The organism is Fodinibius salinus, assembly GCF_008124865.1.
Lineage (GTDB): Bacteria > Bacteroidota > Rhodothermia > Balneolales > Balneolaceae > Fodinibius > Fodinibius salinus.
Genome location: NZ_VNHY01000001.1, coordinates 663,541 through 685,615 on the forward strand (window position 1 = coordinate 663,541; position 22,075 = coordinate 685,615).

The 22,075-nt window shown below is 41.1% G+C and carries 21 protein-coding genes; 10 read left to right on the top strand and 11 right to left on the bottom strand.

Annotated features, from left to right (window positions below; genetic code table 11):
* Positions 1-7: 7 nt before the first annotated feature.
* The 4 genes from LX73_RS03020 to LX73_RS03035 all read right to left on the bottom strand — a co-directional run bounded on the left by LX73_RS03020 (position 8) and on the right by LX73_RS03035 (position 5,399).
* Positions 8-1,261: a type IV pilus twitching motility protein PilT gene (locus tag LX73_RS03020; protein ID WP_148897988.1), complete on the bottom strand. Its 1,254-nt coding sequence runs from the start codon at positions 1,259-1,261 to the stop codon at positions 8-10.
* Between the two features lie 217 nt (positions 1,262-1,478).
* A complete protein-coding gene (locus LX73_RS03025) occupies positions 1,479-1,976 on the bottom strand; it encodes a Crp/Fnr family transcriptional regulator (protein ID WP_148897989.1) in 498 nt (165 codons plus the stop codon).
* An 86-nt stretch (positions 1,977-2,062) separates the two neighbouring features.
* Positions 2,063-3,841 (bottom strand): GspE/PulE family protein, encoded by a 1,779-nt coding sequence (locus LX73_RS03030; RefSeq protein ID WP_148897990.1) that lies wholly within the window; start codon positions 3,839-3,841, stop codon positions 2,063-2,065.
* Between the two features lie 217 nt (positions 3,842-4,058).
* Positions 4,059-5,399, bottom strand: a complete 1,341-nt coding sequence (locus tag LX73_RS03035) for a type II secretion system F family protein (RefSeq protein ID WP_148897991.1) — start codon at positions 5,397-5,399, stop codon at positions 4,059-4,061.
* Between the two features lie 282 nt (positions 5,400-5,681).
* Between LX73_RS03035 and LX73_RS03040 the strand changes: the two genes are divergently transcribed.
* The gene (locus tag LX73_RS03040) at positions 5,682-6,200 is read left to right on the top strand and encodes a hypothetical protein (protein WP_211359347.1); all 519 of its coding nucleotides are present in this window, start codon (positions 5,682-5,684) and stop codon (positions 6,198-6,200) included.
* The gene (locus LX73_RS03045; protein ID WP_148897993.1) at positions 6,200-7,102 is read left to right on the top strand and encodes a hypothetical protein; all 903 of its coding nucleotides are present in this window, start codon (positions 6,200-6,202) and stop codon (positions 7,100-7,102) included. The genes LX73_RS03040 and LX73_RS03045 overlap by 1 nt, the downstream gene beginning before the upstream one ends.
* A 314-nt stretch (positions 7,103-7,416) precedes the next feature.
* Here LX73_RS03045 and LX73_RS03050 read toward each other — a convergent pair whose 3' ends face one another.
* Positions 7,417-8,931, bottom strand: a complete 1,515-nt coding sequence (locus tag LX73_RS03050) for an O-antigen ligase family protein (RefSeq protein WP_148897994.1) — start codon at positions 8,929-8,931, stop codon at positions 7,417-7,419.
* An 85-nt stretch (positions 8,932-9,016) separates the two neighbouring features.
* Positions 9,017-9,436 (bottom strand): hypothetical protein, encoded by a 420-nt coding sequence (locus LX73_RS03055; protein WP_246138152.1) that lies wholly within the window; start codon positions 9,434-9,436, stop codon positions 9,017-9,019.
* Between the two features lie 955 nt (positions 9,437-10,391).
* Here LX73_RS03055 and LX73_RS03060 point away from each other — a divergent pair.
* The 5 genes from LX73_RS03060 to LX73_RS12905 all read left to right on the top strand — a co-directional run bounded on the left by LX73_RS03060 (position 10,392) and on the right by LX73_RS12905 (position 14,577).
* A complete protein-coding gene (locus LX73_RS03060; protein WP_170245565.1) occupies positions 10,392-11,822 on the top strand; it encodes a carboxypeptidase regulatory-like domain-containing protein in 1,431 nt (476 codons plus the stop codon).
* Between the two features lie 394 nt (positions 11,823-12,216).
* Complete coding sequence (locus tag LX73_RS03065; RefSeq protein WP_148897997.1) at positions 12,217-13,146, top strand: acyl-CoA desaturase; 930 nt, start codon at positions 12,217-12,219, stop codon at positions 13,144-13,146.
* 96 nt (positions 13,147-13,242) lie between these two features.
* Positions 13,243-13,842: a hypothetical protein gene (locus tag LX73_RS03070; RefSeq protein WP_148897998.1), complete on the top strand. Its 600-nt coding sequence runs from the start codon at positions 13,243-13,245 to the stop codon at positions 13,840-13,842.
* Between the two features lie 165 nt (positions 13,843-14,007).
* The gene (locus LX73_RS03075) at positions 14,008-14,232 is read left to right on the top strand and encodes a translation initiation factor (protein WP_148897999.1); all 225 of its coding nucleotides are present in this window, start codon (positions 14,008-14,010) and stop codon (positions 14,230-14,232) included.
* Positions 14,233-14,400: 168 nt separating this feature from the next.
* Positions 14,401-14,577, top strand: coding sequence for a hypothetical protein (locus LX73_RS12905; RefSeq protein ID WP_170245566.1), 177 nt, complete (start codon positions 14,401-14,403; stop codon positions 14,575-14,577).
* Positions 14,578-14,634: 57 nt separating this feature from the next.
* Here the strand turns inward: LX73_RS12905 and LX73_RS03080 are convergent, their stop codons facing one another.
* The 3 genes from LX73_RS03080 to nei all read right to left on the bottom strand — a co-directional run bounded on the left by LX73_RS03080 (position 14,635) and on the right by nei (position 16,759).
* Positions 14,635-15,129, bottom strand: coding sequence for a putative metallopeptidase (locus LX73_RS03080; protein WP_148898000.1), 495 nt, complete (start codon positions 15,127-15,129; stop codon positions 14,635-14,637).
* A 263-nt stretch (positions 15,130-15,392) separates the two neighbouring features.
* Positions 15,393-15,842, bottom strand: a complete 450-nt coding sequence (locus LX73_RS03085) for a DinB family protein (RefSeq protein ID WP_148898001.1) — start codon at positions 15,840-15,842, stop codon at positions 15,393-15,395.
* 92 nt (positions 15,843-15,934) lie between these two features.
* Positions 15,935-16,759 (bottom strand): endonuclease VIII, encoded by an 825-nt coding sequence (nei, locus tag LX73_RS03090; RefSeq protein WP_148898002.1) that lies wholly within the window; start codon positions 16,757-16,759, stop codon positions 15,935-15,937.
* 336 nt (positions 16,760-17,095) lie between these two features.
* Between nei and LX73_RS03095 the strand changes: the two genes are divergently transcribed.
* Both LX73_RS03095 and LX73_RS03100 read left to right on the top strand, forming a co-directional pair.
* A complete protein-coding gene (locus LX73_RS03095) occupies positions 17,096-17,497 on the top strand; it encodes a hypothetical protein (protein WP_148898003.1) in 402 nt (133 codons plus the stop codon).
* Positions 17,494-18,711 carry a hypothetical protein gene (locus tag LX73_RS03100; protein WP_148898004.1) on the top strand — a complete coding sequence of 406 codons (1,218 nt, stop codon included), beginning with the start codon at positions 17,494-17,496 and terminating at the stop codon, positions 18,709-18,711. Before LX73_RS03095 ends, LX73_RS03100 begins: the two co-directional genes overlap by 4 nt.
* A gap of 97 nt (positions 18,712-18,808) precedes the next feature.
* On the opposite strand, the gene LX73_RS03105 is transcribed toward LX73_RS03100, so the two are convergent.
* On the bottom strand, positions 18,809-19,570 hold the full coding sequence (locus LX73_RS03105) for a lysophospholipid acyltransferase family protein (protein WP_148898005.1): 762 nt from the start codon (positions 19,568-19,570) through the stop codon (positions 18,809-18,811).
* A gap of 1 nt (position 19,571) precedes the next feature.
* Entirely contained in the window at positions 19,572-21,122 is a 1,551-nt protein-coding gene (locus LX73_RS03110; protein WP_246138153.1) for a DEAD/DEAH box helicase, read from the bottom strand.
* A 172-nt stretch (positions 21,123-21,294) separates the two neighbouring features.
* On the opposite strand from LX73_RS03110, the gene bamJ reads away from it, so the two are divergent.
* Positions 21,295-22,035, top strand: a complete 741-nt coding sequence (gene bamJ / locus LX73_RS03115) for a BamJ family beta-barrel-assembly machinery protein (RefSeq protein WP_148898006.1) — start codon at positions 21,295-21,297, stop codon at positions 22,033-22,035.
* Positions 22,036-22,075 lie beyond the last annotated feature (40 nt).

Genomic DNA, 22,075 nt, shown 5'->3' on the forward strand with positions numbered 1-22,075 from the left:
ATCGGTATTAATATTCTGTTTCAGCTATCAGTTGCTTAACACGCTTTTTATTATTGGCATTATTAATAGCCACTTCCTTCGAAATTTTCCCTTCTGTATAAAGGCGCTTAAGATCCTGTTCCATTGTATTCATACCCTTTTTACTGCCCTCCATCAACATCTGGTAAATTTCACCAATGTTATTATTACGGATAGCAGCCTTTACAGAACTGGTGACTATCAGCACCTCTTTTGCTAAGATACGTCTTCCGTCAAGACTGGGGACCAATTTTTGACTGATTACACAAGTTAAAACATCTGCGAGACGCGCACGTACACGATTTTGTTCTTTTACTGGCACCTCACCCAATATACGTTCTATGCTTTCCATCGCAGAGCTGGTGTGCAGCGTTCCAAAAGTCTTGTGCCCCGAGTCAGTCACTTCAAGTGCTGTCATGATTGTTTCAGGATCGCGAAGCTCACCAACAACAATGATATCGGGATCTTGGCGTAGTGCCTGTATAGCCCCATCTTTAAATGATTTCACATCCCGACCCACTTCACGATGTCGAATGACTGATTTCTTGGGTTTATGTACAAGCTCAACCGGAGAAGCAATAATAACTACATGGGCATTCACTGTCCTGTTATTGGCATCAATAACAGTATCCAGGGTTGATGATTTTCCTGAACCGGTAATACCCGTTACAAGTGTAAGGCCATACTTTAAATATTTCAGGCTTAGCGCTTTAGCAACTTCCGGATGTAAATTTAAATCTTTAAAAGGGCGAATCTCATTATCGATCTTTCGCATATTTAAAGCCAGATGCTCCATATCAAAATACATATCGGCACGAAATCGCTTAGCTGCCGATATATCATTTGTAGCATCACTAATAGAATAAGAGAAGTCTAGATTGCCCTCTTCCAGTAACCGTTCACGTTGAGAAGGCAAAATAAGATTATGCAACAAGAAATTTGTTTCAGTAAGCGTAAATTCCGGAGCATTTTCGTCGGGCGATTTTTCACCGTGAATACGGTACCATACTTTCTCGTCGCAGCCCGGCCCTCCTATATCTATGTCTGAAGCCTCATTGTCATCCATTTTATACAACAGGTCATCAACCACTTCTTGAAGCTCATTACGGACTGACTCTGACTGGCCTTCTATGAGTTCACCAATATTCCGGTGCCGTTCAACTCCTTTGGAGCTGCTCGGTAATTGTTTCGCCAGCGGCGTAACAATTTCTTTAACTCTATTCTTTTTTACCCCTACTTCCATAAAAGTGTGTTACAACTGTATCAATAAAATAATTTAACTAAAGACTTTATGACCTTGTGTTACAAGCATTATAAGTAATTAATTGCTATTAATCGACACCTATATAGTCTTTATACCATCCCCAAAAACATTAATTATTATTAATATTTCAAAAATAACTTTTTTTAATCGGCTTTCTAAGATTCAAATACTTTATATAGCCGGATAAATAGCTATTTCACCAGTTTGTATCATCTAACAGGCGCTTTTTAAGCTGCAAAAGCTGGATATTCATGTTATTGATCTTATTCTGTTGAATCTCAATAATATTCCGTGTAAATATATTAAACAGTTTTTCCGGTTTCTTTCGGAAAAAATTTAGAGCATCATAACGCTCAAACTTCAACAGTTTAGTATCTCCTTCTGCAACAACTTTAGCCATTCTGTTATTTTTGCTAAAAAGAAAGGACTCTCCTAAAAAATCTCCCTCTTCGAGCTTGGCCAACTGTATATTGTCTTTCCAGATTGTTACTTCTCCATCTGCGATTAGAAAAGCAGAATTTACATATTCCGACTCATTTACGACAATATCATCCTGGACAAACTTCTCAAGTTTACCCAGTTTCAAAAACTCCATAATATCTTCATAATGGAAATTTCGAAGCAACATAGGCGGCTCTTTTAAAAATTGCCGAATATATTCCGGCGCTGCTTCTTTTTGATCTTCGTTAGACATAACTTTTCTCCAAATTTATATCTGTGTTAAACCCCGTAAATTGATCAACAAGCTATACTATTAATAAATTTACAAATTAAATACCATCAATCTTCTATTGTAATTGCTGCAATTTCTTCTATGGTCGTCAATCCGTTCTTAATACGTTCTCTCCCCGATGCTCTAAGGCTCAACATCCCTTGGTCTATAGCATGCTGTTTAATAGCAACCTCATCAATTTCATCACCGGATTCAAGAATCATCTTACGAATTTCCTTATCAAAATATAGGGCTTCCATAATAGCTGTACGCCCGCTATAACCATTGGAACATTCATCACAACCAACAGCCCGATAAAAGGTATTATTTTCAATTTCTTCTTCTTCAAAACCAATACTTTTTGCCGCTTGAGGATGAGGCTCGAATTCTTCTTTACATTCTTCACACAGCGTACGCACTAGCCGCTGAGCCATAATCAAATTCACGGCATTAGCAATTAAAAACGTTTCAACACCCATCTTATATAGTCGTGAAATAGCACTGGGTGCATCGTTGGTGTGCAGCGTCGAGAAAGTCAAGTGACCGGTATTTGCCAGTTTGATGGCAATTTCTGCTGTTTTAAGATCCCGAATCTCACCAACCAATACAATATCGGGGTCATGACGCAAAATACCGCGCATAGCATTATCAAATGTCATGTGATCACTAATTTTTAACTGCCTGGCCCCTTCAATCATATACTCCACCGGTTCCTCGACGGTTAGTACGTTTACCGAAGGATCAATTACATAGTACAAGGCGGCAACAAGCGTCGTTGACTTACCACTGCCGGTAGGACCAGTGACAATAACAATGCCCGAAGGTTTTTCAATCGCCTTCACAAAGTCATCTTTTGCTTTTTCCTGGAGCCCCAGAACATTGAGATCGGTAATCACTTCCCGGTCATCAAGGATACGGATTACAATAGACTCAAACTTGCGATCAAACTGTTCTCCCACCATCGGCATAATAGATACTCGATACCGAATATTATGGCCATCAACTGCACGCTGGATAAATCCATCCTGGGATGCGTCACGCTCAAAACGATCCACATCACGGGTTTTATCTTTCACAACGGCCGATATCGCCTCCGGCTTTACATTATTTTGCTGGTGCCAAAGTTCCAATTTCCCGTCAATACGAAAACGGATATCCGTAGAAGCACTACCACAGGGTACAATATGAATATCACTAACTCCCTTGCGGACTCCCTCAACCAAGAAACCCTCAACGAGAGAATTGAGCATACTCTGGTTGATCTCGGCATCTATCTCCTCTTCATCAATTTCTTCAGCTTCATCTTCTTCCTGAAGATCCGGCTCTTCGTGCTCAATCTCTTCGAGCAGATCTAAGAACTCATTCTTTTGTTCATAAACCTGTGTAAGAATCTGCTCTACTAGCTCATAGCGGCAATAGACAATCTCGTGCTGGGTAAAATTTAGTTTACCTACAATCTTGGAGAGCGTAGGATCAGAGGGATCAGCCGCTGCAATAGTTAAAGAAGTCCGGTTTTTCTGCAGAGGAACTGCTTTTTGATGTACCAGTTCATCTACAACTTCTGAAGGGAGATCATCAATATTAGATTTTATCTGGGCCAGAATTTCATCTTCAATTGTTTCTTGGCCTTCCAACACCTCTTCAAAAGCATAAATCGATGCAATCTCTTTCATGACCCGATTACGATCTATACCGAGATCCTGATAAAGAATTTGCCCCAACCGCCTGTTAGAAGAGTCAGGTTCTTGACGCAGGATAGCAAGTGCTTCCTGGAGTTGATCTTGTGTAATAACCTCTCGGCTTACCAAAAGATCACCAATATGTCTACGTGTATTTACTTGTGACATTTATCGATTTATGCTACACAGTTCTTCGTTACAGTGATTGTTTAATATACATGTTACAAACTGGAATGTAAGAAAAACTTAATCATCCATTTGCTAATAATTGAAACTATTCTTAACAAATAGCCATGATAACGCATTCCGGCAAATCGCATTTATTACTGAAACCAAACACTAATTGTACAACTACTTAGTTTTATAATCTCTTTTCACCTATATATTACATTCCGGTTTTGGGTTGAATCAAGGCTGACTCGGCAGATACAATAGTAATGGCAATAAGGGCTATACATATAAATATGTTAACACCCAAGCTAATCATATCTACCAGCGTATCCATCTTATAGGTGGTTTGCGTTTCGTAATACTGAGCCAGCTGGTTGGCATTTTCTTTAAGTGCACCAGACTCAGCTCCCAACTTAAACCTGCTAATGGCCGTATCCGTAAATACACCAGTTGCTTCAAGAGATTCAATAAGTCCTGCTCCCTCTTTGAGCATCATTTTTATAGCCACTTCCTTAATCTGTTTCTCCATATATTTATTACGGCATGCCTCGGCTGCTACTTTGATCACTTCAATATTTTGCCCTGATCCACTGTACAAAGTATAGAAAACACGAGAAAAAATTTCGATACTTGTCTTATGCATTAAATCGCCTATAACCGGCACATTAATAATGTGTTTATCCCGCCAAAGCTGTCCTTCGGGTACCTGAAACAGGTAATACCATGCCGCAGCTATAGGGGTAATAAATGACAGCGTCAGTATTATCCAGTTTGACTGCAGCCAATAGCTGAGTTCAAGCGTTGCAGCGGTCATAGGTGGCAGTTCAATATTCATCTCTACGAAAAGTTCAGCTGTAGCTGGAAAAATATAACCAACATAAAACAGGATTACCCCAATAGTTGCCAGTACGGTAATGGATGGCATCAATAACGAACGACGCAAGTTTTTCTTAAACTCGGCGTCGCGCTCCATAAATTTGGCGGTACTTTCAAACACCTGCGCCATATTACCACTCGTGGAAGCAACACTAAGCATATATGAGGCAAATTCTCCAAATACATCCTCGTGTTTGCCGTAAACCTCGTCCCCTTCTTTACCATCCTTTAAATCTTTTTGGATAGTGCTGATAACCTCACGCATCCGCTTATTCTGGGTATCTTCATGAAGAAGCTCTAGGATCTCATCAAAACTAAGCTGCTGATTAAGCAGGTCAGCACAAAGACGAATAAACGTTACAACCTCTTGCTGTGGCACGCCCCCCTTCCAGTTGAACCACTTTTTCTTAATGCTAATAACCTTATAGTCCAGCTTGACAAGTGCGCGTTCTACTTCTTCCTTAGAATACGCTTCTTGCTCTCCGGTAACTGGTTCTTTCGCTCCGCGCTGTACTTTATACTTAAAGGTCTTTTTCTCATCAATGGATTTTACCTTAAATCCATTTTTGCGTGACAGTTTTTCGACACGATTTTTTGCTTCTTTTTTACTGGTTGCCTCAAACTCTGTTTTGATTTTCTTGCCCTGGGCCGAAACTGCTCTAAGTCTAAACTCTGCCATAACAAAAGAATTTATATAATATATTCTGCAGGAAGTTAGGTGCTATATAGGATAAAATAACTTTGTCAGAAAAAAAAGTATAACAGAAGCTCGTCAAAATTGATACTGCTTTTTCAAGATTTCACAATTGAAATGTTGTTTCCTACCCTCCGCAGCGGAGCTACAGAGAGATAAAGCATATTATCCTAAATACTAACGTTTGGGATAAGCTAAAAAAATCCGGTAGATTTCGACCAAATATTTAGCTACCCTTTTAAAAAGCTTAATTAACGATAATCAATTTTGATATATATAGAACTACTAATATATGTACTGCTTATCCTGCTCTTGTTATCCAATGATAAGGTTAAAACTCTGATCTCAAACACTAAGATTCTAACAAAGACAGCTGGCCTAATTGCTGTTGCAGGTATGATTTTTGCTCAACTTTACAACACACCTGATTACACGTACCCATTTGTGCAATGGGATATGTATTCCGGAAGCTACCCTGCACCCGCCTATTTAGAATATCGAATTGAATTAACAAACGACAATAACAGGCATTACCCGATTGACGAAGTTGCCTTTACTTCGCAAAAAGGCTTTATGGTAAAATTGGAAGACCTTATGGGCGGAGCAAAAAAACAGAATAATGCGCTCACCCAAACAGTGGAGGCGTTAATTAATATTTATGAATACAACCATCCAGATGATACTGTTAAACAATTTATGATTATCAGCAAGAGGGTTCAGCCCTCACAAGCTAAAGAAGATTTTTCTGTGGAGGCGACTAAAATATTTGAATATCAGGGTAACTGATGACTTATTATATTTTTGACAATGCTGATGGGCGTGATCTTGGGATTCTGCGTTTTACTGTTTTTGCTATTTGGCTGGTAATTGTTTTTTGTACTCCCTTAACTAATTATGCTTTACTTCCGCCAGAAATATTTGAGCCCTGGGGCGTCTTCAATATTATCTTCTCTGATCCAACAAGTCTAGTTACCCAGGTTACACTCTCTCACACTTTTCTTTTATCCCTTAAAATAATAATAATTATCGGATGTCTGCTTTGTATGGCAGGCATTCGTCCTTTTCGGTGGATAGCAATTCCTACTGTTGTATTACTATTGCTAGCAGAAGGTATTGTAAAGGGGTTTAACGGATATATAAATCATGCGGAGCTAATTCCCCTTTATACAGCGGCTATTGTCTCGGTTTCTCCGTCCTCTGACCAATTTACTATATTGTACAATCCGATTCAAAACAAGCTTAAAACCAATTATACTTTTCCAATTTTTGTGGCTGCCTTGGTTTTTCTTCTATCATATTCGTTTGTAGGAATAAACCGGTTTATGTCTGTTGGTCTGGAGATCTTTCAGACTGACGCACTGCGCAATTATCTATTTGTAAATAGCTTTGAGTATTCAAAATACGGGTTTGACCTAGGTTTACTGATAGCTAAAAATGATTGGCTGTTAACACTTTCTAATATCGGTTTCTTTGTTCTAACTGTTTTGGAGTGCCTTTCTCCGTTAGTTCTGATCAACAGGCATTTTTGTTATGGATGGGTAACGATTATGATATCATTTCATATCCTATCATTGCTGACGATGAATATCTTTTTCTGGGCAAATATAATGCTTATCATTCTGCTATTCATAATCATTCCCTGTCTTGATGGTGATAAAGCATTCAAGACAAAATTCTTATTCCATTAATATTATTTTCATCATTTACAGATATCGCAATATCCACATTTTGAGACTCCCCTCCCGAATTCTCGGGGGTCGGAATGACAATCGTTGTGTTATAGCAAGAACAAGCAGAGCGACATCATTCTAAAAGGAAGTCGAAGGACCTCCCTAGTGCGATTCGCATAGGATCTAAGGGAAAAACTCTTCTGCGCTTGCGGGCTGTTTCATGGGGATAGATTCGACTACCGCGCATCTGGCATTTTAAATCATCCTAAATAGCGTTACTGCTAGCTGCTCACTGCATTGAGCCATTCAACTTCCAGTATCAAAATTAACACTTACTGTTTTTCTGCTTCCGATTGTTTGGAATGCTTATTTTCTTGCTCCATCCCGCTGTAGTCAAAACCGATAATGCCCTGCATCCAGTAACGGGGTAATAGTCTATCCCGTTGTGTCTTTTTTAAATAGTAACTGTCCAATTCATGTCGATCAATTTGATTATTTAACGGCCAATAGCTTACGCTTGCAATAGATCCCAAAATTACGAACACAGTAATCCATTGATATACCGTTGGAGTACTTTTTGCGTCATATTCTTTTGGGTTTTCCGCAAAAAACACGCCCAGCGATGCCCCTACAACCAATACCAAAAGCATTTGACTAATTGGAGTAACCAAAATTCTGGTAAAAAAACCATGTACCAGAGCGGCTACCATTGACCACAAAAGCCCCAACTTTAACCATTTAGCCCGCAGCATATAATTTTGGTCGTTAATATTTTTGACAAGCTGCTTTCCAAAACTTTTTAAGCCATTTATAAAAAGTACAAACAACATTATAGCAACAGGGATGCCCCATTCATAGGCAAACTGTAAAAACCAGTTGTGCGGCGAACTTGCCATATTGGTTGGCATGTACACGGCATAATGCATAGGACCATAGCCTATAAACGGTGCATTAAAAATTTCTGGTAGCATTTGACCCCAGATAACTAGCCTATTACTGCTGTTAGCACGCATAACCGTTTGCTCGGTACCTCCTGCGAATAATTCAAAAAATAAAAAATACCCCAGTAGCGTACACACTACCAGTGACCCACAATAGCTAAAAAACTGTCTTTTTTCTTCCACAAAAAATGCCCAGATAACCACAGTGCCAACCACAACCCCAAGCATCACGCCGCGCGCCCCCGATGCAAAAACGAGCATGCCCCATCCTACTATAACGGCCGCCAGTCCCCATCTCAACCACTGTTTGGCGGAATAACGCCACGCATACCAACCCATACTAACCAATATGGGTATCGACCACGTTTGGGTATGGTTAAAGGTACGAATGCTTGAAAAACCAAATAAATCAATGGTGTGGTTATTGCTTGGCCACAACTTAAATTCGCCCAACTGGTACAATACATACGTGCCTGCTACCCGAGCCAAATAACATACCACAAATCCTATAACGCCAACAAGCACATAGCCCAATGCTTTAGAAGGATTTTCATAGGCTACGGCACCAATAGCAAAGATAGCAGTTAGCAGCAATAGATAATGCCCGTAATCCAGCAGGGCCCAATCTAAAAAGGTAGCCCTCATGCTTGCCACCAAGCCGAGAAGTATAATGCCTCCCAGTGCTATTCTGGTACTGCTTGTAAATTCATTAATGAAAGCAGTTAACCGGCACAGATTGCCGGGTAACAGCGAAATACCATTAACCAGCAAAAGCAGCCCCACCTGAAGCAGCCGCCGGTTATTAAGCGTATCATTAAGCCGGTAAGGTTCGTACTGCAAGGCCGGCAACAAAATTACATAGCAAATTAATGCCAGCAGTAATACGTCATCGAGTGACCATTTCATACCATAGTTCAAGTTCTTAAAACTAATAAAAAAGGCCTCTCCGAGTAATCGAAGAGACCTAAAATATTACAGAAGTTATAACAATTTATGAACTAGAGCTTGAGCATTCACTAGCTCCAGGTGCAGATGCACTTCCGTCTGCGGCATAATCACTTATTGCCGCATCGTCTGCACATACGGTAATTACAATATTCCCGCCGGCAGATGCAGGTTTCCCAGTTATGTCAAAGCTATTCTCACTGGTCGATGAGATGCTGTACGTTCCATTTTCATTAACACAATCAGTACCACTGATATCTCCTGTACAGCCTATGTCTCCGATACCAATCGCACTTCCATTCGTATTATCAAACGAGTTCGAACCGCCGCCCATCATGTCTGGCTTCATGTAGAAACCCTGAGCAGTTGACGCCATGCTGAGTAGGTCGTTGCGAACGGCATCGACATTAGCAGAATCAGCTGCACTACTAAATGTGTTAATCGCTACTACTGTAGCAATTCCCACAATAATCGTGACCAAAATTACAAGTAAGAGTTGTTGTTGTCCCATAATAGTTACCTATTTATTTGTGAATTGTTGTTATATTGTTTCGAGATTAATAAATCCGAAAACGGTTGTTAGGTTAAATTCTTGTTAGTGAACAGTGTTCTTTTTGTTCAGTTCTAATATTACAGCTGCCCTAATGAAATGCAAGACCACATTAACTTTTTTTAATCTTCTTACATTTAGGCGAAAATCGGTGTTTACAGACCATTAAAGCATTTACTTTTTTAACAATCGGCCTTAAAGACGCTTGCAACGGAGGATAACAGACAAAATTTAATTTACGATATGTAATTGGGGATATACAGTGGACAGAGCACCAGCAATTGGTGGGCGGATCACTTGTCGTCTCATACGCCGATCATAGCAATATTTACAAGCTGAGGCTATCTTTCAACAATATTAGCAACATCACTATCACTACTTGAGACTTTTGGCTGTTACCCGTTTTACGCAGCCTTGCGTAAAAGAGGACTTGAAGTGACAACATGGACTTTATGGGCGGGATCCTCTTCCCTATTTGCCCACTCCCCGAAGCAGAGCTACGGAGAGAGATAAAGATGAGTGAGGACCCTAGCTCTGGAATGAGAAATACCCAGCCTCAGCAGCGGAGTTATGGAAGGGAGAAAACAAAAATTTACAGTGGGAATTATTTCCATAGAATATTAGCGATATAATTCTTTACAACTCTTCTACTTACTGTAGTCGAACTCTGATGTTATTTTTTAGAATATCATCATTAAACAACTGCACGGTCATTCTCAAAAGTATGTAATTACAGTTGACAATACAGTATGTTACTGTTAATCTTATGGAAACATCTTTTAACAAAGGATGGTGTTGGTTTTTATTTACCAATATATATTCTATTATAGAAAAAATTATTAGACCTTTTACCCCCAACCATTTTCACATTATGAAGAATCGCTACTTTCTATTACTCATATTCGCTGTTGCGTTAATTACACAGGCTTGTAGTTCTGATAGCGGAACTATTGTAGCCGGACAGGTTATCGAGGCCGGTACCGGCAATGCTGTTGACGGTGCTATTGTTGAAATAACTGAGCCCGTTGATTTGCAGGAATCAACAACCACTGATTCTACCGGTAACTTTTCATTCAGCGTTAATGTGGATGAAACCGCAACAGTTACACTTGAGGTAAGTAAGCAAAATTTTGAAACCGCTACCCGAAATTTTAAACTCTCAAGCGGCAATGATGTTGATGATTTGGTTATTGAGTTGACAAGCAGCACTGCCGGCGATGGCGGAGATGACAGCGATGACACGATAGGTGGAGATTCCGGGCCTCCTGCCGCCCTTGAACTTACCAGTATCTCTAGTAGCAACATAGCGGTAAAAGGAACGGGAGGAGATGTTTCTGCCAAATTTACCTTTTCTGTGACAGATAGTGCTGGCCGGCCGGTAGACCAAGGGTATAATATCGATTTCTCTATTATAACTGGACCGGGCGGTGGCGAATATGTACAGCCGGCTACTGCAACAACAAGTTCACAGGGTACCGTCTCCTCGGTCATAAATGCCGGTACACAGTCCGGGGTTATTAAACTACAAGCTTCCGCCGGCTCCAATATCGCTTCTACCCCGGTGCTTGTTGCCGTAGGTAATGGGTTTCCACAAGGCGATAACTTCCGTATAGCCCCTACAAACATAAACTTTGAAGCATGGGGACTTTTAGCAAGCTCGCAAAATTCTGTTAAATCGAATTATGTAGCTGTCAGTTTGGGGGACAATCGCAATAACCCCGTCTTGCCCGGTACGGCTGTTGACTTTACAACTACCGCGGGTAACATTACTGCCTCAGCGGTAACAGATGAAAAAGGAGTAGCCATTGCTGAACTGATACCCGATGGCAGCCGGCCAGGCGCTGCCAGCTCACCCATACCGGTACACCCCCGGGGCATCGGCTGGGCCACTGTAACAGCACGTACCGTTGCTGAAAATGATAATTATGTAACCGTAGAAACGGATGTGCTATTTACGTCTTCGAGTAATATCAGTATAAACCTCTATGATCCGGGAACAACAACTCCTGCTACAATTAGTATTCCCAGCAATGGATCCCAATCATTTGACTTAGTTATAGAGGATGTGAACGGCTATCCTATTCCTGCCGGTTCTGAAATGGAGGTTACCTCAAGTACGGGAACGTCTAATACTTTTGGCACCCTCACCCAGGGGGATCACACCTCAGCTGGACAAGGTACCACCCGTTTTAGCTTTAGCGTTACTGACTCTGATGATCAAAATCCAACAGAACAGAATGCTTCGATAGATGTGACTATTACCTTCCCATCAGAAAATACAGCTACTCGTGGATTCCAATAAAAACTAGTACATATTTTTTCAATTACTGCCCTGCCGATATTCTCGGCAGGGTTTTTTTATTGGTGCCAATCTTATATTTGATAGCAGTTAACTGACAACTATCGACGCATACGGGGATCGGTCTGCTTAATCACAGCATACTGTTATTCTAACGGAGTATCACTAACCCTTGGTGTAGTTTTGGGAGTGAAGAAATCTCGAATGTGGATAATGACAGAATTTACAGACAGGCTCTGAAAAACTGCGTTGCTCGACCCGAGATAACACACCCCGGCCTATCAATGGGAGGTTTATCCAATTAATAACAATCCTTTCTATAAACCTGTTACAATTATTATATTTGCCTCTTTAATTTTACAGTTACAATAGTTGCAACAATCGAACTAACAGCACCATGGAAGCCCCCTATACACCAGAAGAATACGACGAAGAACTCGATAAAATTAACTGGGTCAGCGGTATTCCATTTTTTCTGCTTCACCTCTCCTGTCTGCTTGTCTTCTGGGTAGGTTTCAGCTGGGTAGCGCTCGCGACTCTCATCATCAGCTATACCGTGCGCATGTTTGGTATTACCGCAGGATTCCACCGCTACTTTTCGCACCGCACCTACAAGACGAGCCGATTATTCCAATTCCTCATGGCCTTCCTCGGAACTACCAGCGCACAGAAAGGTCCCCTGTGGTGGGCCGCCCACCATCGGCATCATCACAAATATGCCGACACTGAAAAGGATGTCCATTCTCCGGTAGAACGCAGCTTGTGGTGGTCGCATGTGGGGTGGATCCTCAGTAATCGTTTTAAGGATACTAATACCAAGATGGTAAAAGATTTAAAACAGTATCCCGAGCTTCAGTTTCTCAATAATTATCACCTAATCCCTCCTATTTTGCTTGCGGTCGCGATGTTTGGACTAGGCGCGTTACTCAATACGTTATTCCCCTCACTGAGCACTTCAGGGTTGCAAATACTGATATATGGATTTATCCTCAGCACCGTACTGCTCTATCACGGTACATTTACCGTCAACTCGCTGGCGCATGTTTTTGGCAAGCGACGGTTTGAAACGGATGATGACAGCCGAAACAACTGGTTTATCTCAGTCATCACACTTGGTGAGGGGTGGCATAATAACCATCATCGGTTTCCCTCCTCCGAACGGCAGGGCTTTTACTGGTGGGAGTTTGACTTTTCTCACTATGGACTTAAAGCACTCTCCTGGCTGCGTCTGGTATGGGATTTACGTGTACCTCCGAACCGCGTTTATGCTGATGGCCATGTTTTTAAGCGTCCGCCGGAAGTTATAGAACATCCCCAAGACCGGTGATATCATTGCTTAAAATAACAGCAGGTAGTTCTGGAAAACGACCGCTATTTCATATATTCACTTATTGACAAAATTAACGCTCTAGCTATTTTTGATATGGATATTGACACGCCCGAAAAAAAGTTCAAAAACATTTCTTACGATCACTCTTCCTTCGATGATCTGGTCGAATATCTTGTAAATCATAATAAAAGTGATATTCACCATCTGAGTCTCTTTTTGGGAGTGTACAGCCCCAATAAGAAAAAGGCCGTTGAAAAGCTTGGTGCAAAACTTGACCGGGATATTCAATACGTTGATACAGCAGATATTGTTTCTCGCATTGAATCTGAAACAATGGCCAATATTGACAACTTTTTCGAAGGTTTTACGCAGTCTGATCATATTCTTTACTTCAAAAACGCGAATAAACTATGTGGCGTATATGTGGGAAATTCGCATTCTCGCGTTAAATATGCCACGCCCGAAGAACGTTACTTTCTTCAAAAGGTACAAGCATTCAGTGGTCTCGTCATTTTAGATATCGAAGAATTCAGAGATGCTGACAAGACCTTGCGGCGGGCAGCAAAGTCGGTAGTGTCTTTTACCCTGCCCGACTCAAATTTCAAGCGGTTTTTCTGGCATCTCAAAAACTTTTCTGCCCACGGATGTGATTTAAAAACTACACGTCCGGATGCGTACGATGCTACTGCATAATCTTTCAAAACGTATAAGCATAAGGGCGCTAATTGTTGATGGGTTTCCCAGAGCATTTTTCTTTTTAAAAAAGAATCTGACCCTATCGAACATTTGAGATCGGCACCGAGTAACATAAAAGTTCAGGTGTTTCCAAATCTTTAATTTACATTTAACTAATTACTAATGGCTATTTCTGTAAAGTTAGATACCAGCGGACGACGCGGTAAAACAGTAACGATGATCAGTAATATTCAACACAATCCACAGGTTATTGAGGATCTTGAGAAGCAACTAAAACAAAAATGCGGAGCAGGCGGAACCAGTTATGCCAAAACCATTGAGATACAGGGCGACCATGTGGATAAGGTTCGCTCATACCTGCAGGATGAAGGATACAATGTGAAGTAATTCGTCACTGCTGCAACTTACAAATTTGAACCAGCAAAAATATCATTGCTCTTTTACCTGAATCTCCCGATCACTACTATTCCATAAGTTCGGGATGAGAGCCCCGTAGAGCTGAGCTTCAACGTTTCCTATAAAAGATTTTTAACCTACTAAACGCGTACCAACACTATGGATTTACAAATAAATGATGAAGAATACGAGGAAATTCTCAGTCAAATAGAAAGTGAAGACAGCCCCGTAGGTATTGATGCCGGCAAGACGCACGTTCTGATACTGGATAAACTTTTAAATATTGAACGTCGTCTCGAGGCCCTGGAAATGCAATTTTTTGAGGAAGAAGAATAAAAAAGGTGCAGTAATATACTGCACCCTCAAATTCTGGTCTATTTTCAATAAGTAATATTACAAGTTTACCTTGCTCTCTCGTTTGGGATCTAAATCATAAAGCGAAGAAACCGTAGCCTGCACAGTCTTATACCAGTCGTTGCCGTATTTGTCATTGATTTCATAAAAATCCGAGAAGTCCGGCTTCCGTATCTTCATCTTCCATTCTTGGTTTTTAGCTTTATAAACAGGGTCAACATGCATAAGCTGATGGAATAGTACCATTTCCCGCGTCTTTTGGTCCAGCATATCCCACATTTCTCCGGATATCTCAATCAAGTAATTATTGCCGGAATAATATTCCACTTCACGCGATGCTTTTTTACATTTGGCCGCTTTATATTTCGAGAGATTCGGATAAACCAAAAAGTAACCAATTTCAGCGGGACCAAAATCCAGACTTTCACGCTCAATCACTATGTCGGCAACCTTTTCTACTTCTGGGGATTCCATCAGCTGTTTATTACTGTGTGCAACAGTGTCGCCGGGCTTCAAAAAGTCGTTGTCTTTCATCAATCAAAAAACATTTTAGGGGTTAATTTTCACGAAACTAAAGGTATGATTATCACCGCTTTTTTTCACACGATAATTTCTTTTAAATAAAGAATTTCTGGGAATCGATAATCTCAGTGGCAAGACTGCAATGTATTTTACTAATTCCATTTTAATCTGAAGATCAAACCCTGAAATTCTCTTATATGGATTCCTAAATTAAACCTGTTTTATGCCTTCCATCAGGATATTCTCTTTATGCAATTCCCCCGCTTAGTCCAATTTTATCCTGCAGCGAGCATGCGATGTAAATAATTTAGCTGCCCGAGATGATAATTCAAATGCCCGTATAAATGAAGGAGAAACTTATGATTTGATGCTTCAAAAGGGATATCCACCGGAAAATCTTGCGTCAGCTGATTATCCTCAATAGCATTAAAAACAGCACTAAGTGTTTCTTTGAGCTGCTCTATATCACTGATTAACTTCTCTTTGGATCGATGAGTATCCGTAAACTCACGGTCGCGCTGACGCACGTAATCGGTCTGTCCTATGCCGTGGTTAATGTAGTGCTCTAAGTTATCAACAATATGTTGTGCCAACACTCCACAGCTGTTGGATATACCCTCGGGTGATTTCCATAATTGCTCATCCGATGTTGACTGCAAGTTATCAATCAGCCGGTCTAAGTCGCGTTTATAAAGTGAACGAAAATCTTGAGTAAGCGGATTCATAATGAGTCTTTTATTTTAGTTATCTGGATTTATTTTTGGATAAGGGAACCTCCCAGAGAAATATTGATCCATTCTTTCTTTTCTAAGGTCATTTAATCATTTATTTGACAACTGGGACAGTAGTATATTTTGCGCCCGCCTGTTTTTTCCTCTTCAATTACAGTGCCGCACTTGTGACATCGATCCCCTGTCCTGTTATACACAAAATGACGGTATTCGCTATACGCTGCATTTTCTCTTTTCAGTGCCTCTACAATTGACGCATCGTTAGTAATACCGCCTGTCTCATACGAGCGTTCCGATAATGTGATCGTTGCCTTAGCCAGCTCTTCTTTTTCTTCTCTACTGTATTCTCGCAGCTTCTGTCGAGGGTTTACACCGGCATAGAACATAATTTCACTCCGTAGGTAATTGCCGATACCACTCACAAAACCTTGGTCCAAGAGCAAGGTAGTCAACTTTCTGTTTTTGAATTCATCCGAAAAATACTGCTTTGCGATATCTTGTTTCGTGGTATTGGGATGTAGTACATCCGGTCCCAGCTTCTTGATATAACTGTGGTCTTCCACCTTGTTTCTGGGTAGTAATTCAACATCAGAAGCTGAGTACAAGTATGCCGAACCCTGTTTATTATGAATAGCTACCCGCAGTGAACGATTAGTCTCGGGTTGTTTGCCATCTTCAGGGATCATCCACTTGCCGTATAGCTGATTGTGACTATACATTACAATATCATCTTCAAAATAGGTAAGAATAGCTTTCGCCCTGGCCTCTACGTTCGTTATTTTCTGTCCTTTTAACTTTGGTTCGGAATCCTTTAATTCATCAAAAGCAAAATAAAAATCTGTAATTTTGCGGCCAGTTAAGGCTTTATTAAGGTTATCGGCTGTACGCCAGATTTCAGGTCCTTCAGGCATAGTATATTATTGGATTTGAATTTTTACCCAATGTACAAGAATACATTTACTGGTTAAAATTTATGATAAATTTATTCAACAAAAGGTCAATCTCCCTATATTCGTCTTTTACAAAGCTTGTCCCCAATTCTTCGGAGAGGGGCTTCCGGATATTCGCTCATAATGTTCAACAATTTAATAATTCGCTACATGAGCTTTGCCTTGCCTGTCCAGTATTCAACCGGAAGAAATCAACAAAAAAGACAGTTGACCCAGAGACCAAGAATTTGAGAATTTAAACCTATTTTTAATTAGTATATCAGTTTATAAGATTAATTTTACAACCGTTCAGCTATCATGATTCGATCCCTGCTTGCCATTGTGGCGGGATATTTTTCCATAACCCTGCTTAACAGTTTTGCTCATCTTATTGTGTCGGTCTATTTTAAAACAGAGCTTGTTTTGAGTGGTGTTTCACAATTGCCCAGTCTTCCATGGGTGATTGGATTTACCATACTGCAATTTGTTTGGGGACTATTCGGCGGACTGTTGGCAAGCACGCTGGCCCAAAAAAATATTTCTATAGCAATACTGGGGTTTATCCTGCTTATCGCAGTGATCGGCATGCTCAACTACTCTGTATTAAACCACCGAGAACCGCTTTGGCACCTCATTTCCTCACCGACTCTTACTATGGGCGGGATTTTTCTGGGATACAAATTACAACTAGATCAACAGCAAAAAAATACTCTGCAATGATATCTAAAAAAAATTTTATTTTTACCGTTTTAGCTTTATGCTTTTTAGCAGGCTGTTCCGGCTCATCTTCGGGCCCCATTCCGTTGGCCAATCCGGCTGGTGAATATAGTCAGTTCCCCTTTCTTTACAGTACAGATAATGCCCTTTATATGAGCTGGATTGAAGGGGAAAGCGCAGAAAAATCACTGCGCTATGCCCGTTATGCTGACGGCAACTGGAATGAACCTGTAACTATCGCCGCAGATTCGGGCTGGTTTGTAAATTGGGCCGATTTTCCATCAATTATCGCTAATGACAACGGTCCCATAGCTGCCCACTGGCTCAATAAAAAGACCGGCGGAACCTATGCCTATGACGTTAACATTGCGGTGCCACAACCGACAGGAGAATGGTCTTCAGCTATTACACCTCATCACGACAGTACAGCTACCGAGCACGGCTTCGTTTCCATGATTCCCTGGCACAATAACACCATTCTTGCCGTCTGGCTGGATGGCCGCCAAACAGCTGGTGCCTCCGGTAAAGAATTATATGATCTCAACAACGCAATGACTCTGCGGGCCGCTATCATATCGGAAGAAGGAACAGTAGAAAAAAGTTTTCTTATTGACAATTCGGTTTGTGACTGTTGCCAAACATCTCTGGTTAAAACAAGTGACGGTGCCCTGGTAGCTTACCGCAACCGGACAGACAACGAAATTCGAGATATCTATGTCAGCCGTTTTGACGATCAGAGCTGGTCGCAACCGAAAGTTATTTATGAGGATGATTGGAATATTGGTGCATGCCCCGTTAACGGTCCGGCCCTAGCTTCATCAGCATCAACAGTAGTAGCCGGCTGGCATACTGGTGCAAATGACAGTCCCTCTGTAAAACTCGCATCATCTACTGATGGCGGAAGATCCTTCAAAAATGTTAAAACTATTAATACCAATGAATCAGTCGGACGTGTTGATGCTGTAATACACAACGGTACGACCTATATTTCATGGATGGAACGTAAATCAGGAAAGACACAACTAAGGGTATCATCTCTCGATGATCAAAATAAAAAAGAAAAAACAATAACGGTTGATACTATCAAGGGGGCTCGTAAAAGTGGATTCCCGCAAATGGAAGTGATGAACAATCAGCTTTTCTTTGCATGGACAAAAGCTGACAGTACATCCCCAAAAATTACTACGAAACGCATTTTACTGCCGTTGGGTAAATAAGCAACTTCTCATGTTTCAAGCGTGAGCATTTATCATATTGCTACACAGAGGTTCATTAAAGGTTTTGGGGATAATCTACTATAGATATATCCATTTATTAGGTAGCTAAATTATCAAGCTCATCGGCAGGTTGATTTCTCCACTCCGCCAGCTGGTTAAGTATTTGCCCGCGCACCTCTTGGGACAGTGAACGCGCCTGGTTCTCCTCATATTTCTCCACAGAAACAGGTGGCAACACCCGCAGTTTTATATGCTTGGCAATGCCAAACTTCCAGCTCCTTTTGGGCAGGGTATTCTGCGTACCGTCAATAACAAGGGGCAAAACTGGGACATCTTCGCGGATAGCAAGTTTAAAAGCACCTCTGGTAAAAGCATTTAACTTCCCATTCCTGGATCGAGTTCCCTCGGGGAAAAACATCACTGAACACTGGCGATCCAAATAGTAAGATGCCTTATCCAATGTCCGCTCTTTTCGGTCTGTAGCCTGACGATCTACTGAAATATCACCGGCTAATTTCATCATCCATCCAACGACAGGCGTATCGAAAAGTATTTTCTTGGCTACCCATTTCATCTCCCACGGAAGGTTCGAAATAAGCGGTATATCAGCCTGCGACAAATGATTACAAACCACCACATACGGCCGGCGATCATCAATATTAACCTTGCCGGTTATTGATAATTGCCAGTTGGGATTAATCCGCGATATCGTCTTTCCCAACTTGCGAAAAAACTTACCCGTATAGTAATGGGCCGGATCGCGATCAAAAAGACGAATGACAGCCATCAGCGGCAGCCATATAAGAACTAATAAAGCTATGGCACACCAAATGAGCAGTGATTTCAGGGATTCCCACATCCTAGCCCCCTATTTTTGGGATATAACTTTTTATGACCCCCCAAATGCCTTTTGCCGGGCGCAGTGATCGCTTATTGCGCAACACAGCCTTTCCAATAACTTCCGGCTGAAAGATATCTTCATCATAGTCTCCCAGATGTTTACGCAGGGCCGCACGCTTCTTCTTTTGAATCTCTTTATTAACTTCTTCCTGGGATTCCTCAACCTCTTTCTTTTTTTCTTTCTCTTTCTTCTGTGATGATTTAGAATCCGGTTCTGGCTCCGGCTTGGGCATATCCTCTTTAGTCAAATGTGCCGGGCGGGGCTTACGAGTATGTTTTTTTGCCGTATCCGTTTGCTTCTGCTGTTTTTCCTCTGATTTCTGAGCTTTCTTTTTAGTGGCCGCTTTCTTCTTTTGAGATTTCTTAGGTGACCGACTACTCTTTTCTTGCTCTTTTCCTTTCTTGGAAGATAAGTCTTTGACAGTCAGCTGATCTCCCACCACATTCTTGATCGCATGGTAGTATTTTTTGTCATTATTACTTACGAAAGTGATTGCCGTACCCTTTTTATCATATCGACCCGTCCGACCAATACGATGGATATAATCTTCGGGATTGTTGGGGACATCAAAATTGACAATCAACGAGACGTCATCGATATCGATACCGCGCGAAAGAACATCCGTTGCTACCATCACCGGATGAGTACGATTTTTAAACTGCCGCAGTGCTTCATTTCGCTCCTTTTGATCCCTGTCGCCATGCATACTTACAGCATTGACGTTACGCTTTTTAAGCATCCTTTCAACCTGGTCAGTGCCCTTTTTGGTAGCACAAAATACGATAGCCGTTTCATATTTATCAGCATCAAAAAGCTGCTCAAAAAGTTTAATTTTCTTTTTGGGATGCACAAAGTAAATCTGCTGATCAACGCTGTCGGCCGGCTTTGACACTTCAAACTCTACTTCTACCGGATCAATCATCACTTGGTCAACAACTTGCTGTACCTCTTCGACCATTGTTGCCGAAAACAGCATGGTTTGTCGATCTTTGGGAAGTTGCTTCACAATCTTCATTACATCGGGTAAAAAGCCCATGTCCAACATGCGATCGGCCTCATCAAGCACCAGGTAGTCAAGGTGACTAAAGTCGATGTTGAGCACATTCATTTGGTCGATAAGACGTCCGGGGGTGGCAACAATAATATCAACGCCCGCCCGAATAGCTTTGACCTGTGTGCCATAATCACTGCCTCCGGTGACCGTAGCCGAACTAACACCGGTATGGTATCCTAATGCAAAAATTTGTTCTTCGATTTGCTGGGCCAGCTCACGTGTCGGAGACAATATTAAAGCCCGGGTGTGATCCTGTTCATTGTTGGCAATCTCTTGCAATAACGGAATTACAAATGCTCCCGTTTTGCCGGTACCCGTCTGGGCAGCACCGATAACATCTTTGCCTTTGAATATGAGTGGGATACATGCCTCTTGTATGGGTGTAGGCTCTTCGTATTTCAAGTCCCGAAGGCCCATCATCAGTTTATCACTGAGATCGAAGTTTTTGAAGGTCAAAAGTATATTCTGCTTTTATTCGTAATTGTGATGTGATACTGATACTAAACCAGCGCTAAAGATATGATTTTATTATGAATTCACTTAATGTTTGATGTAAATTTTTTAACGGTGAAAAATTTAAATAACTTCGGTGTCTAATCAAGAATCCAAAATTTATCAACGTAATTCAATGAAATTAACAAATACTTCTATTTGCCTACTTTTTGTGAGTGCATTGTTATTAATGGGATGCAACTCCAACAAGGTATCCAGTGATGCTAAATTATCTACAAATATTGATAGTGTAAGCTACAGCATAGGATATCAAATCGGCTCACGATCACTTCAAAAACAGGGAATGACCGATGTGAATCCTGCCTTGATAGCTTCCGGAATTAAAGCTGCCTTTGAGGATGGTAATGGACAGCTTTCTGACAGCACAATGCAGGTCGTTATGCGTAATTATCAGATGAAAGCCCAACGTCGTGCTCAACAAGAAAAGATGGAAAAGGGTAAAGAATATGCTAAAAAAGGAGAGGAATTCCTCGCTAAAAATAAGAAGAAAGAAGGTGTAAAAACCACTGACAGTGGATTGCAGTATAAAGTACTTAAAGAAGGGTCCGGTGTTTCTCCCGACACAACTGATAAAGTAAAGGTTGATTACAAAGGTACTCTTATTGACGGCACTACATTCGACAGTTCCTATGAACGTGGAAAACCTGTTACCTTTCCCTTAAATCGTGTTATTCCCGGATGGTCAGAAGGACTACAACAAATGAAGGAAGGAGCAAAATATAAGCTCTGGATTCCCGGTGAACTTGGTTATGGATTAAATCCACCGCCCAAAAGTTCTATTGCGCCAAACCAAACGCTCATTTTTGAAGTGGAACTCCTTGAGGTCAATCCTGAAGGCTCCGGTTCTTCGAACTAGTTTTTAGCATCTAGACTTTTAAACCTGACAGGCTTTGAAA

Bases quoted from the DNA above. Each gene is read 5' to 3' on its own strand.
- LX73_RS03020 (WP_148897988.1), bottom strand. From the start codon at position 1,261: ATGGAAGTAGGGGTAAAAAAGAATAGAGTTAAAGAAATTGTTACGCCG.
- LX73_RS03025 (WP_148897989.1), bottom strand. From the start codon at position 1,976: ATGTCTAACGAAGATCAAAAAGAAGCAGCGCCGGAATATATTCGGCAA.
- LX73_RS03030 (WP_148897990.1), bottom strand. From the start codon at position 3,841: ATGTCACAAGTAAATACACGTAGACATATTGGTGATCTTTTGGTAAGC.
- LX73_RS03035 (WP_148897991.1), bottom strand. From the start codon at position 5,399: ATGGCAGAGTTTAGACTTAGAGCAGTTTCGGCCCAGGGCAAGAAAATC.
- LX73_RS03045 (WP_148897993.1), top strand. From the start codon at position 6,200: ATGACTTATTATATTTTTGACAATGCTGATGGGCGTGATCTTGGGATT.
- LX73_RS03050 (WP_148897994.1), bottom strand. From the start codon at position 8,931: ATGAAATGGTCACTCGATGACGTATTACTGCTGGCATTAATTTGCTAT.
- LX73_RS03060 (WP_170245565.1), top strand. From the start codon at position 10,392: ATGAAGAATCGCTACTTTCTATTACTCATATTCGCTGTTGCGTTAATT.
- LX73_RS03065 (WP_148897997.1), top strand. From the start codon at position 12,217: ATGGAAGCCCCCTATACACCAGAAGAATACGACGAAGAACTCGATAAA.
- LX73_RS03070 (WP_148897998.1), top strand. From the start codon at position 13,243: ATGGATATTGACACGCCCGAAAAAAAGTTCAAAAACATTTCTTACGAT.
- LX73_RS03075 (WP_148897999.1), top strand. From the start codon at position 14,008: ATGGCTATTTCTGTAAAGTTAGATACCAGCGGACGACGCGGTAAAACA.
- LX73_RS12905 (WP_170245566.1), top strand. From the start codon at position 14,401: ATGGATTTACAAATAAATGATGAAGAATACGAGGAAATTCTCAGTCAA.
- LX73_RS03080 (WP_148898000.1), bottom strand. From the start codon at position 15,129: ATGAAAGACAACGACTTTTTGAAGCCCGGCGACACTGTTGCACACAGT.
- LX73_RS03085 (WP_148898001.1), bottom strand. From the start codon at position 15,842: ATGAATCCGCTTACTCAAGATTTTCGTTCACTTTATAAACGCGACTTA.
- nei (WP_148898002.1), bottom strand. From the start codon at position 16,759: ATGCCTGAAGGACCTGAAATCTGGCGTACAGCCGATAACCTTAATAAA.
- LX73_RS03095 (WP_148898003.1), top strand. From the start codon at position 17,096: ATGATTCGATCCCTGCTTGCCATTGTGGCGGGATATTTTTCCATAACC.
- LX73_RS03100 (WP_148898004.1), top strand. From the start codon at position 17,494: ATGATATCTAAAAAAAATTTTATTTTTACCGTTTTAGCTTTATGCTTT.
- LX73_RS03105 (WP_148898005.1), bottom strand. From the start codon at position 19,570: ATGTGGGAATCCCTGAAATCACTGCTCATTTGGTGTGCCATAGCTTTA.
- bamJ (WP_148898006.1), top strand. From the start codon at position 21,295: ATGAAATTAACAAATACTTCTATTTGCCTACTTTTTGTGAGTGCATTG.